Origin of the sequence: Silvimonas sp. (assembly GCF_031291215.1) — a bacterium.
In the GTDB taxonomy this organism is placed as follows: domain Bacteria; phylum Pseudomonadota; class Gammaproteobacteria; order Burkholderiales; family Chitinibacteraceae; genus Silvimonas; species Silvimonas soli.
This window is the reverse complement of record NZ_JARLJK010000122.1, coordinates 271,937-286,684: the sequence shown is the minus strand read 5'-3', so window position 1 is coordinate 286,684 and position 14,748 is coordinate 271,937. Positions and strand designations below refer to the sequence as shown.

10 protein-coding genes are annotated in these 14,748 nt (G+C 56.9%); 2 read left to right on the top strand and 8 right to left on the bottom strand.

The features are described 5' to 3' along the window. Nucleotides 1–37: 37 nt before the first annotated feature. Entirely contained in the window at nucleotides 38–835 is a 798-nt protein-coding gene (locus tag P4L78_RS14055; protein WP_283149690.1) for an SPOR domain-containing protein, read from the top strand. 100 nt (nucleotides 836–935) lie between these two features. Here P4L78_RS14055 and P4L78_RS14050 read toward each other — a convergent pair whose 3' ends face one another. From P4L78_RS14050 to P4L78_RS14035, 4 genes are all read right to left on the bottom strand, one after another. Next, nucleotides 936–2,087 (bottom strand): FAD-dependent oxidoreductase, encoded by a 1,152-nt coding sequence (locus tag P4L78_RS14050; protein ID WP_309328546.1) that lies wholly within the window; start codon nucleotides 2,085–2,087, stop codon nucleotides 936–938. A gap of 105 nt (nucleotides 2,088–2,192) precedes the next feature. After that, nucleotides 2,193–3,140 carry a hydrogen peroxide-inducible genes activator gene (locus P4L78_RS14045; protein ID WP_283149692.1) on the bottom strand — a complete coding sequence of 316 codons (948 nt, stop codon included), beginning with the start codon at nucleotides 3,138–3,140 and terminating at the stop codon, nucleotides 2,193–2,195. Next, nucleotides 3,137–3,637, bottom strand: coding sequence for a disulfide bond formation protein B (locus P4L78_RS14040; RefSeq protein WP_283149693.1), 501 nt, complete (start codon nucleotides 3,635–3,637; stop codon nucleotides 3,137–3,139). Before P4L78_RS14040 ends, P4L78_RS14045 begins: the two co-directional genes overlap by 4 nt. Before the next feature lie 195 nt (nucleotides 3,638–3,832). Then, the gene (locus P4L78_RS14035) at nucleotides 3,833–4,993 is read right to left on the bottom strand and encodes a patatin-like phospholipase family protein (protein WP_309328545.1); all 1,161 of its coding nucleotides are present in this window, start codon (nucleotides 4,991–4,993) and stop codon (nucleotides 3,833–3,835) included. A gap of 305 nt (nucleotides 4,994–5,298) precedes the next feature. On the opposite strand from P4L78_RS14035, the gene guaB reads away from it, so the two are divergent. Next, the gene (gene guaB / locus P4L78_RS14030; protein ID WP_283149695.1) at nucleotides 5,299–6,765 is read left to right on the top strand and encodes an IMP dehydrogenase; all 1,467 of its coding nucleotides are present in this window, start codon (nucleotides 5,299–5,301) and stop codon (nucleotides 6,763–6,765) included. A gap of 114 nt (nucleotides 6,766–6,879) precedes the next feature. Here guaB and P4L78_RS14025 read toward each other — a convergent pair whose 3' ends face one another. From P4L78_RS14025 to P4L78_RS14010, 4 genes are all read right to left on the bottom strand, one after another. Then, entirely contained in the window at nucleotides 6,880–9,207 is a 2,328-nt protein-coding gene (locus tag P4L78_RS14025; RefSeq protein WP_309328544.1) for an extracellular solute-binding protein, read from the bottom strand. 167 nt (nucleotides 9,208–9,374) lie between these two features. Then, nucleotides 9,375–11,786: an EAL domain-containing protein gene (locus P4L78_RS14020; protein ID WP_283149697.1), complete on the bottom strand. Its 2,412-nt coding sequence runs from the start codon at nucleotides 11,784–11,786 to the stop codon at nucleotides 9,375–9,377. A 229-nt stretch (nucleotides 11,787–12,015) separates the two neighbouring features. Beyond that, nucleotides 12,016–13,665 carry an electron transfer flavoprotein-ubiquinone oxidoreductase gene (locus P4L78_RS14015; RefSeq protein WP_309328646.1) on the bottom strand — a complete coding sequence of 550 codons (1,650 nt, stop codon included), beginning with the start codon at nucleotides 13,663–13,665 and terminating at the stop codon, nucleotides 12,016–12,018. Nucleotides 13,666–13,727: 62 nt separating this feature from the next. Next, nucleotides 13,728–14,675 carry a LysR family transcriptional regulator gene (locus P4L78_RS14010; protein ID WP_283149699.1) on the bottom strand — a complete coding sequence of 316 codons (948 nt, stop codon included), beginning with the start codon at nucleotides 14,673–14,675 and terminating at the stop codon, nucleotides 13,728–13,730. Nucleotides 14,676–14,748 lie beyond the last annotated feature (73 nt).

Here is a 14,748-nt window from a genome sequence, read left to right as displayed (position 1 = left end):
GCCGAACATTATAACAAATTCAAAGACATTGCGGCAGATGAGCGACCAAGACGACCCCATCCTGCGTCAGGCGGAGCAATCCCGGCTTAAACAACAGCTTGCCTGGCGGCTTGGCATCGCCGCCGCTCTCATCGTTATCGTGCTTGCCGCCATCTGGTTTCTGGACCATGTGCAGCAAAATAACGACACTCCGCAACTGATCAATACACCGCACATATCTGCCATTGCCAGCGCTGTAGCCGAGCAAGCCAGCGTCCCTGCATCGGCACCGGCTAGCGCAGTCATTGCCAGCGTAACTGAAACGGTTGCTAGTGAAGCCGCCACCGCCAGCGCAGCAGCAGCGCAACCCACCCCAACAGCAGTTCCGACCCCAGCGGTGCCCGTTACAACCCAGGGCGGCAACGCTGCCACGCGCACTACTACAACACCCAGCCATTACACGGCGATAACAACCAGTGCACCGGTTGTCACTGGCGCCACAACGCAAGCACCCAGCAAAGTAACTCCGGCACCCGCCGTCACCAATACCAAACCGGTTGCCGCCCCACCCGCCCCGGCAGCCGAGAAAATCATCGCCGAGCAACCTGCCACTGTGCTCGCCCCGGGCAAATTTGAAGTGCACGCTGGGGCGAATGGCTACACCGTGCAAGCCGGCGTATTTCTGCATGCCAGCAATGCCGACAAACTACTCACCCAATTGCAAAACGCTGGCGTACCAGCCTGGCTGGAAACCCGCGTGCAAATCGGTCCGTTCAAGAACAAGGCCGATGCCGAGGCGGCGATTAGCAAGCTGCGCAAACTGGGTATAGAGCCGGTAGTACGCGAAAACCAATAACCACCGCATCAAGGTTGCGATGCATGACCATCTGCAACCTGCGCCAATCAAATAAAAAACGGGCCTATAGCCCGTTTTTTATTTGGCACTCCTGGCAACTTCAGCCCAGCACTGGCGGCAATTGCGGCAGTAGCGTCTGCCTTTCTTTAGTAGCGGCACCGCACAGCGCGAATCCCAACAACTGGCCATCACTTGCCACAAATCGGGCATCAATCCCGTCTTCGCTTGCCAGCACCTGCCACTCACCTGCAACGCCTGCCGCCGGCGGCGATACCACCGTCGGGCAGGCTGGTGTTTTCACCAGAACCGGCATCGCCGGATAGCGCAACATTGCATCCTTACCAGCCAGCCCCTGTGCCAGTGCACGTGCGGCATGCATGATCGGCATCACAAACGGCAAATTGAGCGACTCAATTTCGGCGCAATCGCCCAAAGCGTAGATGTGTGCATCGCTGGAACGCAGTTGCCGATCCACCACCACGCCACGCTCAACCGTCAACCCTGCAGCTATCGCCAGGGAGGTGTTCGGGCGCAAGCCAACCGCGGACAGCACCAGATCAGCTTCGATACGCTCGCCCGTGCTGAGTTCGACTTCAAAACCATTGGCCACTTTGGACACGCTGCCCGCCATGGCGCCAAATACAAAACCCACACCGGCGGCTGCCATTTTGCCGGCAAACCATTCGCCGGCCGCAGCTGGCAGCAAACGCGATAGCGGTGTGGCAGCCGCCTCAATGACCACGGGTTCTATCCCGCGTGCCAGCAAATCATTGGCAAACTCGCAGCCGATCAAACCGCCACCCAGAATAGCCACACGTTTTATGCCATCAAGTTTGCTGGCAAAGTGGGCAAAGTCGTCCAGGTGATTGACCGACATCACCGCGTCGGCAGCGTCGCCGCCAAGGCGTAAACGAATGGGGTCAGCCCCGACAGCCAGCACCAGATCGCGATACGGCTGCACCTGCCCGTCAGACAGCATCAGCATGCGCTGTTCGGGCTCAATCCCTACGACTTCGGTACGCGCGTAAATGACGGCATCAAGCTCGGCTTCCATTTTTTCTGCGGACTTCATAACCAGCGTGGCAGCAGTTTTGTTGCCAGCCAGGGCGTTGGAAAGCATCGGCTTGGAATAAAAATCCGCACTGTCCCCGGCAATCACCACCAGCGGTGTTTCGGTATCCAGCTTGCGAAATTCTCGCGCCAGGTTATAGCCAGCCAGACCGGCACCAACAATGACAACAGGGGAAGCCATGAAACGTATTCTCCTTGCTCCGCTCAGACGGCGGACACTACTGAATCTTTGAATTGATTAAATGATCGACCAAACCCGCGCGGCAAACAGCACGCGGCAACTGGCTCAAGCGGCGACAGGCACCGCTAGTTCCGGCTGCAGAAACGTGACCTCTGGCAGATGGCTGGCCAGTACGGCGTTACGCACCGCCTCAACCGCCGCCAGACGCGGAAAGTTGCGTCGCCAGGCCAGCACCACCCGCCGCGTCGGCACCGGCTCGGAAAACGGCCGGATGCTTAATAATGAATCGTCCGCCGAGGTCACGGATGTAGCCGGCAAAACGGTCACGCCGATCCCGCCGGCAACCATATGCCGGATCGTGGTCAGCGAAGAGCCCTGCAACGTGCGCTGCAGACTGCCGGTGGGCAGGCTTTCACGATTCAGGTCCGGGCAGGTTTGCAGTACGTGATCGCGGAAGCAATTACCCGGCGAAAGCAGCAGCACGTTTTCTTCAGCCAGCATGGATGCATCAATCGTCTTATGGCTTTCCCAGTGATGCCCTTTAGGTGTAGCCACCACGAAGGGCTCGTCATAAACCGGTTGCGTCGCGATGCCTGGCTCGTGGAACGGCTCAGCGAGGATGGCGACGTCAATCTCGCCCTGCTTGAGCATTTCCGCCAATCGAGCGGTGTAGTTTTCTTCCAGCAATATCTGCATTTGTGGTGCGGCTTCACGCAAATGCGGAATCAGGTGCGGTAACAGATAAGGGCTGATGGTGTAGATAATGCCCAGCCGCAATGCGCCAGCCAGCGGGTCTTTACCTTGCTCGGCCAGCTGCTTGACCACCTGCACTTCTTCCAGCACCCGCTGCGCCTGTTCAACCACGCGCTCGCCAATTGGTGTCAGCGTGACTTCGCCAGCAGCGCGCTCGAACAGCGTAACGCCCAGCTCGTCTTCAAGCTTTTTGACGGCCACCGACAAAGTCGGTTGCGACACAAAACAGCTGTTGGCCGCGCGCCCGAAATGGCGTTCACGAGCCACAGCAACGATATATCGCAATTCCGTCAGAGTCACTTGCGGGCTCCTTGCCAGCTACGAATCAACCATGCTGCCACGATCAGACCCAGGAACATCACCAGCGTCCAGCATGGAAGGCTCAAACCCAAGAACTTCCAGTCGATCACCGCGCATTCGCCGTGCCCCACCAGCACCGAACGGAACACCTGCAGCCACGGCTGGTTATCCAGCATATATTCCAGGCCTGGGCCACACGAGCCCAGTGACGATTTATCGGTCAGAAAATACTGCAGATAGACTTGTCTTGCCGAAACACTGGCCCCGGCCAAGCCAACCAGCGTGAGCAAAGCGGGCCAGAACCAGGTGGCCCGGCGCAACGGAAAAAGCGCGGCCAGTAACGAAACCAAGCCAAACGAGATGATCCCCACGCGCTGGAAGATACATAGCGGGCAAGGGCTCAAAAATTCGTGATATTGCAAATACAACGCATAACCGATGGAGCCCGCACAGAGCACAGCCAGAGCAAGAAAGCCAAGTCGCCAGCGAAAATACATATGCCACCTATTGATCAGGAATCAGATTCAGAAGAGTTCAAGTAACTGTGCTGCGTGCGTATCGTGGGCTGACCGGGCTTCAAGATAATCTTCACAAACTGCCGAGCCGATTGTTTTTTTCAATCGCCATTCTAGCAGTAATGGTGCGGCCGCAGACAAGCGCTTACGCCGCAATCACCTGTCACAGCGCAAGCTTTAGTCCGCCAGAAAGCGCACCAGTTCGGTCCGCCGCGCCATGGCATCGCGGTACCCAAGGCGAATAAGCTGACGAACATAGTCGCCATGAAACAGCAGATAGCTGGACAACACCGAACCTTGTCGGCGAAAGGCGCCAAGACCACTGAGCAGAAAGCGCAAACCGGGCGGAAAGCGCTTGCGATGCGGCATAACCAGGCGCTCCAGCGGGCGCGATGGCGCAATGGTGAGCACCTCGATAGGCCGCAGTTCGGTGCGATGCTCGGCCAGAACTTCTGGCGCCAGCAGATTGATGGTTTTGTTGACGCGCTGCACGCGCTCCAGATCAGCCTCCATGGCATCCAGAAACACACTGTTTAATAGATGCCCTGCCACTTGCGCCAAAGACGGATATTCGCTGACCTTCTCTCGCGGCGGCTCGGCTTGCGGTGCCACCCCGACGACCAACATCTTGCGGGCACCCAAGTGAATTGCCGGGCTCAGCGGCGCAATCTGCCGCACCGAGCCATCACCGAAGTATTCGCGATTGATCCGCGCCGCCGGGAATACCAACGGAATGGCACTGGAGGCCATGAGATGCTCAACATCGATCCTGGCACGCAGGCCGATACGTGAAGCACGCTGCCAGCCGTCTGGCAAATGGGGCGCAGCTTGATAAAAGCTCACCGACTGACCAGAGGTATAACCCGACGCAGTAATAGACAGTGCCAGCAAGGCGCCTTCATCAATACTGCGCGCAATGCCGTCGAAATCGACCAGACCAGAAAGCATTTCGCGCAATGGCGCGTTATCGAGCAAAGAGCGCGGATTATGTTTGCCCAAGCCACCAGCCAGCATTGAAACAATCCAGTGGGCTGCGCTTTTGGCCAAGCTGAAAACCCCGGCGTGATAGATGCGATCTGGCGTCAATTCCAGCCACGAGCGCGCGAGGTGGCGCACTGCCTCTTGAAAACTGGATGCCTTGGACGCCAGCCCGGCGGCGTTGATCGCCCCGGCTGAAGTGCCACAGATAATCGGAAAAGGATTGGTTTCTTGTTGTGGCTGCAGCCGGGCGATGGCCAGCAACACACCCACCTGATACGCCGCCCGCGCCCCGCCGCCAGACAACACCAGTGCGCAAGCGCCACGCTCACGTGTTGGCGTGTTCTCAGCTTCATCCATCTCACGTCTCCCCATTCTTGATAGCCGTTTTAACGGATTTATATTTCTTGTATTGGCCAACATACGTCCCTGCTCGATGGGCCTAATCGGGCACCACGGGCGAGCCCGGCGCCCCACTCCGACGCAGTGTCACAATATGCGTCCAACATATTGCACTGAGCCGGTGCAACGAGCGAACTGGACGCCGCCAGGCAGACGTTTTCTGTACAAATTGCAACACGCCTCGTTAATTCGGCCATTACGACGGCATAGGCGTAAGTGATTTATCCCGGTATAATCGACTTTTGGCGTGAAAGGATTCGCACATGCGCATCGTGCAAAAAGCCCTGACCTTCGACGACGTTCTGCTCGTCCCGGCCCACTCTGACGTTCTGCCTCGTGATGTCAGCCTTGGAACTCAATTCACTCGCGATATCCGGCTGAATCTGCCGCTCGTGTCCGCTGCAATGGACACCGTGACAGAAGCCCCTCTGGCGATTGCTATCGCTCAGGAAGGCGGCATCGGTATTGTTCACAAGAACATGTCGGCCAAGCTGCAAGCGAAAGAAGTTTCCAACGTTAAACGTTACGAATCCGGCATCGTTAAAGATCCGCTGATCGTTGCACCGGAAATGCTGGTGCGCGACGTGCTGAATCTGACTCGTCAGCATCGTATTTCCGGCTTCCCGGTTATTGACTCCAAAGGCGTGGTTGTTGGCATTGTCACCAACCGTGACCTGCGTTTCGAAACCCGTCTGGATGTCCCGGTCGCCAGCATCATGACCCCGAAAGACAAGCTGATCGTGGTGCGTGAAGGCGCTTCCATCGAAGAAGCACGCCATCTGATGCACGATCACAAACTGGAACGCGTTCTGGTTGTGAACGAGGCCTTCCAGTTGCGCGGTCTGATTACCGTTAAAGACATTATCAAAACCAGCGAACACCCGTTTGCGGCCAAGGATGAACTGGGTCGTCTGCGTGTTGGCGCTGCGGTTGGTACTGGCGATGGCACCGAAGAACGCGTCACCTTGCTGGCGGAAGCCGGCGTTGACGTGATCGTGGTTGATACCGCTCACGGCCACAGCCAGGGCGTGATCAGCCGCGTGAACTGGGTGAAGCGCAACTTCCCGAACGTACAAGTGATTGGTGGCAATATCGCCACCGCAGCTGCTGCTCGCGCACTGGTTGATGCTGGCGCCGATGCAGTCAAGGTCGGTATCGGCCCGGGCTCCATCTGCACAACACGTATTGTGGCAGGCGTTGGCGTACCGCAAATCTCTGCCGTAGCCAATGTGGCTGAAGCACTGGCTGGCACTGGCGTGCCGCTGATTGCTGACGGTGGCATCCGCTTCTCTGGCGATATCGCCAAGGCGATTGCTGCTGGTGCCCACACCGTCATGCTGGGTGGCTTGCTTGCTGGTACTGAAGAAGCACCGGGCGAAGTTGAACTCTACCAAGGTCGTTCTTACAAGAGCTACCGCGGCATGGGTTCGCTGGGCGCGATGCAGCAAGGTTCCAGCGACCGTTACTTCCAGGAAGAAAACACCGCCAATGCCGACAAGCTGGTACCGGAAGGCATTGAAGGTCGCGTACCGTACAAGGGCTCAGTAACGGCTATTGTTCACCAGTTGATGGGCGGTCTGCGTTCTTCCATGGGTTATCTGGGTTGCGCCTCGATTGAACAAATGCACCAGAAAGCGGAATTCGTGCAGATCACTTCTGCAGGTATTCGCGAATCGCACGTGCATGATGTGCAGATCACCAAGGAAGCACCGAACTACCGCGTTGAGTAATCGGCCAGTCCGATGGTCTGACGTAAAAAAAGCCCTGCACATGCAGGGCTTTTTTCATGGTTCGCTCCGGAGGCAACGACTCAGAATCAACAATCCGGGTCGTTGCAGACTGCCTTAGCGTTTTGCTGCGTCCGCCAGCATCCGCGCCGCCTCGGCCGCACTCATGTTGGCATTGCGCCAGAACTTCATGGTGATATCAAAGAAGGCAGCGCGTACATCTTCTGGCAAACACTGGCTATGCGCCCACGACGGCACCAGGACATTGGCCGATGCAGCTTGGGCAAATGACTTGGCAGTGTCTTGCGAATAGCCATCATAACGACGCATTGGCGTATCTGAACGCGCCGGTACATTGCCTTTGAAGAAGTTGAAAGACTCCTGCCCATCCTGACTCATCAACATGTTCACCAGATCCTGCTGGGCCCGCTGTCTGGCCGGATCTTTCTGCTTGAACATGATTAACGAGTCTGCAGCAAAGCTGAACTCACCCGCAGCCGCTGGTGCAGCCCAACCCATGTAGTCCTTGCCTTGATCCTGGTTGGCCTGCATAAACTCCGGCTTGGCCCAGTCACCCATGATCTGCATTGCCGCACGACCATTGATCACGTCCACGGTGGCCAGATTCCAGTCACGGCCAGCAGCATCTTCGGTGCAATATGGCTTCATGCGCTTGAAGCGCTCCAGTGCGCGCACCATACCGGCACTACCAATGACTGCCGCGTCTCGTTTTACAAAGCAGGAACGATGGAACTCGGCGCCTTCAGACAGAATCACCGTCTCCAGCATGGTTGCGATCTGCCAGTCTTGCTCTCCAACTGCCAGCGCGGTAATTCCAGCAGCCTTGAGCTTGTCGCACAAGGCAAAGAAATCATCCCACGTACGCGGTTGCTGACCGTTCACCCGCTTGAGCAACGGCAGGTTAACCCACAAAGTATTGACCCGCGCGGCACCCAGCGGCACGGCCACATACTTGCCGTCGACCTGAATCATTTTATCGAGCACAGCTGGCAGGATGCTGGACCAGCGCTCTTTGTGCGCCAGTTCGTTCAAATCAGCCAGCACACCCGCTTGCGACCACTTGCCGATATTGATGATGCGGTTGGCCGCAGCAGTCGGCGCGTTGCCCGACTGCACGCGTGAATTCAACGCCGCCATCGGATCACCGCCACCAGTGCGTGCATCCATCCAGTGATGGCCTTGCGCATTCAGGCGGGTCTTGATTTCAAACACGGCCCGCGCTTCGCTGCGCGAAAGCCACCAATGCAACACTTCCACGTCGGCCAGTTGAAACTGCCCTACCGCTTTGAGCAAGGTTTTGGCGCGCTCATCAACGCTCTTGAGTGTTTCGCGCGCCTGATGCAGCGCTGAATCGGTCGCTTGCGTCATGCCGCTAACGCGCTCGGTAGAACGCGCCATCGATTCAGTCGCCGCGGACTGTTCAGCCGTAGCATCGGCAATTTGCCGAACCACGCGCGCCACCTGATCCATCCGCTCCGAGATGGTCAGCATATGCGTACGGGCGTGCTCGGCCTTATCTACGCTTTGCGTGACGCCACTGGAGGTACGGGTCATATCCGTGACCACGGCGTCGGTTTCGGCGTTCACCAGTTCAATGCGGCGAGCAATATCCACCGTGGCCGAAGAACTCCGTTCGGCGAGCTTGCGTACTTCATCTGCCACCACCGCAAAACCACGTCCCTGCTCACCAGCTCGGGCAGCTTCAATCGCGGCATTCAGGGCCAGCAAATTGGTCTGGTCGGCGATATCTTTAATGACGCCAACAATGCCGCTGATTTCGCGGGTGCGCTGACTCAGGCTATCCATAGTCTGGCCAAGCGACTGCATGGCCGTAGCCACTTGCGCTACTTCAGTGGAAACGCCCATCACCGCCTGCGCGCTTTCTCCGGACATCGACTGGGTATCGAGCACCGCTTCATCCACATCACGCGCATTGGCGGCGATGTGCGAAATACTTTGAGTGATTTGTTCGACCGTTGCCGCCGAGGCTGACGCGTGATCAGACTGAGTGCGGGTGTCGTTGGCGATCTGTGTGGTCACCGCAGTCAGTTCGTGCAGACTCAGCGCCAGCGCTTCCATTTCGCGCTGGATTTCGCGCAACACGGATTGCTGGTTGGTCACGAAGTGATTGAGCGGTCGCGCCAGTTCTGCCAATTCTCCAGACTCCGCAAAACGCACTGACAAGCCGCCCGCATCATTGGCCATGGCCGAAATGCCCTCTTGCAGAGCCGTCAGCGGCTTGAGGGCGAAACCACTCGCCAGCCAGCTACCCGCGCCAATGCCGAGCAAAGTCAAAAACGCCAAGCCGTAGGCCACGCCATCCAGAGCAAGGTTCTGCCCGAAAATCACGTAGCCCAGAGTCACTATAAATCCTAGCAATGCCACCAGAAAAACCGGCAGCACCAACCGCATGCGCATTGTCATGTTGTACCTCCCCAAACCACTTGTTATATGTTTACGACCGGTGATTTATGTTGTTGTTTCGATGACGATGTCATCCACCGGTCGCAGTACTGCCACAACCTTCAGAGGCAGAAAAAACCGCCCGCGCACACTGTGCGTCGGGCGGGGTTTTTCACCAATCCACAACACTACTTATAGACGGGCTCTAGCTCCATGCCGGGCGATGGAATACCGATGTGATAGCCCTGCAGATAGTCCACACCAATCTCTCGCAGTTTGTCTGCAATGGCTTCTGATTCGACATATTCGGCAATGGTCTGACGGCCCATGGCGTGCGCAATATGGTTCACGGCAATCACCATTTGCAGGCTGACATGGTCGTCCACAATGTCGCGCACCAGGCTGCCGTCAATCTTCAGATAATCCACTGGCAGGGTTTTGAGGTAGGTAAACGACGAGAAGCCACTGCCGAAGTCGTCCAGTGCAAAGCGGCAGCCACGCGTACGTAGTGCTTCAATAAATAGCGTCGATTCTTTGATATTGGCAATGGCGCTGGTTTCTGTGATTTCAAAACACAGTTGCTGCGGGGCCACGCCAGATTCGTCCAGACGCTCCAGCACAAATGCCAGCGTCTGGCGATTCAATGACTTGCCTGACAGGTTGACCGACAGCATAGGCACCGGCAAACCCTGGCGCGTGCGCTCGGCTTGCGAAGAAATGGCATGCGCCACTACCCAGCGATCAATCGTGGCCATCAAGTCGTAACGTTCTGCGGCGGGGATAAACGCGCCCGGAGAGATGATCTTGCCGGTTTCGCTGACCAGTCGCAGCAGCACTTCGTAGTGCAACTCGTCTTCGTCGGTAGCAGAAACAATCGGCTGGTAATACAACTGGAACCAGTTTTGCTCGGCCGCCTGGCGCAGGGTTGCCAGCAACTGCAATTCGTTATGGCGCTGCTCCAGGTTCACTTCACCGCCGCGATACCACGACAAACGATTGCGACCGGCTTCTTTGGCGGCAAAACAGGCCACGTCAGCGCGGCTGAGCACCTCTTGCAGATTGCGTGCTTCGCGATCCATCAGCACCAGACCCATACTGCCGGTGACATTGAACGGACGGTCTTGCCAGACAAAACGATACTGCTCCAGCACCTGCAAAATACGCTCGGCCAGATGCTGCGCCTGTTCCGGCGCCGCATCATGCATGACCAAACCAAATTCATCGCCGCCGAGACGACCGACATGGACCCCTGCGGGCACCAGTTCCAGTAATTGTCGCGCCAGTTGCCGCAGCAACTCGTCACCCGCCAGGTGACCGCAGGTATCGTTAACCAGTTTGAACTGGTCCAGATCCAGCTGCATCAATACGCATGGTTTGCCGTTCTCACGCACGCTTTCGCTGGCCTGCACCAGTGCGCCCATAAAACCGCGGCGATTGGTCAAGCCGGTCAGTTCATCGTGCGTGGCTTGATAAGCCAGACGCTCAGTCAGTGCTTCCGCCTCGCTAATGTCGTGTAGCGCCACGACCAGACCAATCCCGTGTTCATCCGGCACTGCGGCAATTGCCATCTCCACTCGATAACGCTGCCCCAACCGGTTAACCAGCGTGGCCACTTCACGGGTGGCTGCGCTACCGCCTTCAAGTGCTTCGGCTAACAGCCGCGACAAGCGCGTGCCGCTAGCTTCATCCACCGTCATGACAATGTCGGTAATCGGGCGACCGGAGGCCTCGGCAAATGGCCAGCCGGTGAGGCTTTCGGCTGCGGGGTTCAGCAGTTTGACTTTGCCGTCGGCTGTGGTGGTGACGATGGCGTCTGCCACCGAACTCAGCGTGGCTTCGGCGAGTTCTTTCTCGCGCAGTAGTTCGTGCTGGGCGGCGTCACGCTCATACAAACCTTGCAGCAGGTTGCGCCGCATGGTGTTGAAAGCATCGGTCAGTGTTTGCAATTCATCGGCAGTGCCTGGCGGTCGCGCCAGTACCAACGGCGCAGACAAACGCTCGTAATTGAAGTGACGGGTGTAGTCCGCAATATACCTTAGATGGCGTGCGATCAACCGGTGATAAAGCCAGATAAACGCCAGCGCAGCAGCGGCCATACCGGTGACTAGCAATAACAAGATGCGTTTAAGCTGGTCCGTAATTTGCGACTCGAGCCCATCGAGCGTGTTCACCAGCGTCAATTGACCAAGCCGGACCGACTTATTGGTCAGCGGATGCAGATATTCGACCGGAAAAGTCATGCTCACGACGGAGCGCTGGTCAGATGGCAACTCACCAGCCTGATAACGCGAGCCGTCGGTCTCCACCAGCTCGGCGTATCCCACGACCTTGGTTTGCAACAGCGAGTTGAGTTGGGTGCGCACCGCTTCGGTGTTCACCAGCCACAGATTCACCGCCAACTGCGGACGCACACTGCGCGAGAGCGTTTCCAGATCAGTACGAATCTGGGTCAGGCTGCGCTGATACTCCTGGCGCGCCAGAAAAAACGCCAACGACGCGGCCACCAATACGCTCGTCACCATCACCGCGAGAACGAGACGTAGAGCTAGCCGGTTTTCCCGGAAAAAGGTGCGCAGCCGCGCGAGCAATGGGGGTGTCACTTTTGGGCTTCGTTGTATTGATCTATATGGCTGGTCTGCAGCATAAACGCACACCTTGGCTGGCACAAACTGTAATGACATGTTTGCTCAGGCAACAGTTAATTGCTTTCATCAACAGAAAGAATATTTTGTATATTCCAGCAATTAAACCACACTTTGCGCAGACCTTATCAGTAAAACACCGTATGTACAGCCAAAATAAAAGACTTTTGTTTTCATACTCTTACAGCTACATCCCGACATAACCCGGGCCGCCTCCGCCTTCGGGCACCTGCCACACGATATTTTGTGACGGGTCTTTAATGTCGCAGCTTTTGCAGTGCAAACAATTCTGCGCGTTGATTTGCAGCGCAGGATTGCCTCCTCTCATCACTATTTCATACACGCCAGCCGGGCAATAATGCGCCTCTGGCGATGAATATGTATTCAAATTCAATGAGATAGCAACGTCAGGTGCTTTAAGATGTAGATGCGACGGTTGGTCCGCTTCATGCCAGGTGTTGGATAATTGCAACGAAGACGCTTTATCAAAGGTTAAAACACCATCTGGTCGGGCATAAACGAGCTTGTTGACTTGCGCGGCTGACCGTAACGTCAGGTGATCGGCCGGGCCGTGACGCAAGGTCCACGGCGTACGCAAACCCAATTGATCCAGCCACAACTCGGCACCGGCATACAGCGTCCCCAGCAAACTGCCAAAGCGCGAAAGCGCGGGCTTGATATTGCGCACCTGCTTGAGTTCTTGCCCCACCCAACTGTTTTCCAGCGCTACCGGGTAATCCAGCAATTCATCTCCGCTACGCCCGGCTACCAGCGCGGCGAACACCGATTGCGCCGACAGCATTCCGCTCTTCATGGCGTTGTGGTTGCCTTTAATGCGCGGCACATTCACCAAGCCAGCGGCACAACCAATCAGCGCACCGCCCGGGAAAACCAGTCGCGGCAAAGACTGCCAGCCGCCTTCTGAAATAGCTCTTGCGCCGTAGCTGATGCGTTTTGCGTTACGCAACATCGGTGCAATGGCCGGGTGCTGTTTCAAGCGTTGAAACTCGTCAAAGGGCGACAATGTCGGGTTGCTGTAATCCAGATGAGTCACCAGACCTATCGAAACCAGGTTAGGCGCCATGTGATAGATAAACGCGCCACCACCGGCGTTGCCACCCAGCGGCCAGCCCAAGGTATGCAGCACCTGGCCCGCGCGATGTTGTGCGGCAGGAACCTGCCATAGCTCTTTAATACCCAAGCCAAACTTCTGCGGCTGCGCATCGCGGCGCAAATCAAACTTTGCTTCCAGCAGCCGGGTAAGCGAGCCACGGGCGCCCTCTGCCACTAGCGTGTATTTCGCGTGAATTTCAATGCCCGGCGTGAAATCGGCCTTGGGTTGACCGTTTTTATCGACCCCCATATCGCCGCACACCACTCCCTTCACCTCGCCATTTTCGCCATAAACGATATCCGCCACAGCGAAGCCGGGATAAATCTCTACGCCGGCTTCTTCGGCCTGCGCCGCCAGCCATTGGCCCAGCTCGCCCAGACTTACAATGTAATTGCCATCGTTGCGCATCACCGCCGGAATCAACACATCAGGAATCGACCAGGCCAGATCTTCATCCAGCACCATAAAGCGATCGTGGGTCACCGGCGTATTGAGCGGCGCGCCACGCTCACGCCAATCCGGGATCAACTCATTCAGCGCAATCGGGTCCAGCACTGCGCCAGACAACAAGTGCGCCCCTACCTGCGCACCTTTCTCCAGCAAGCAGACACTTACCGTGTGGCCGGTTTCTGCAGCCAGTTGCTTCAGCCGGATCGCCGCACTCAACCCTGCCGGGCCGGCGCCGACGATTACTACGTCATATTCCATTACATCGCGCTGCATATCTTGTTCTGCCAATCAAATTCAGAAAAATGTGTTCCACCTGCACGGGTTGGACTGTCGCGCTACCGATATTCCACCGGTTTGCCATCCGGGCGTCGCAACACAATTTGATCGCTGCGTTCGACATCGCGGGCAGCATCGCGACAAAGCTCGATAAAAGCTTCAATGCCCGCCGTGCGAAATTTTTGCTTATGCAACACAAAGTGGAACATGCGGCGAAAATCCAGTCCGGCCACTTCGAGCGGTACCAGGCTGCCGCGGCGAAAAGCCTCTTTCAGCGTCAAACGCGAGATACAACCGATGCCCAGGCCCGATTCCACCGCGCGTTTGATCGCTTCGGTGTGTTCTAGCTCCAGCCGGATATCCAGCCGTGGCAGCACGTGGCGCATGGCATATTCAAAGGTCTGTCGCGTGCCCGAACCTGGTTCGCGCACGATCCATGGCACCGCCAGTACGTCGTCCAGCGTGACTACCTTCTGGCTGGCCAGCGGATGCTCCGGCGCGGCAAAGATCACCATTTCATCGGCCACCCACGGCAACATATCCAGATCGGGGTGCTGGATTTCTCCCTCAATCAACCCCAGATCTAATTCAAAGTGGGCAACTTCTCGTACAACCGTGGCCGTGTTATGGACCGACATCTTGATCCGGCAACCGCTGTGCTGACGCATGAACTCACCAACCAGCAAAGTCGCCAGATAGTTACCGATGGTCAGCGTGGCACCAATACGCAATGGGCCAATGCCGCTTTCGCCAGCCAGCGTGGATTCAATTTCGCTAGCCCGATCAAGCAACTCAATGGCCCGAGGCAGCAGCTGGCGACTCAGCTCATTTAGCTGCAGGCGCTTGCCATAGCGGTCAAACAGCTTGGTATCGAACTGTTTTTCCAGTTCAGCCAACGCTGTGCTAGTGGCGGACTGCGACAGTGAAAGTGATTCCGCCGCACGCGAAACGCTCTCTGCGCTGGCGACGGCAACAAACACTTCCAGCTGCCTGAGGGTATATTTCATATCTATTTTCCGAATATATTTTATTAAATAATTCAAATTTACAGATATTGTACCCATCTTTAAGATAGGAATC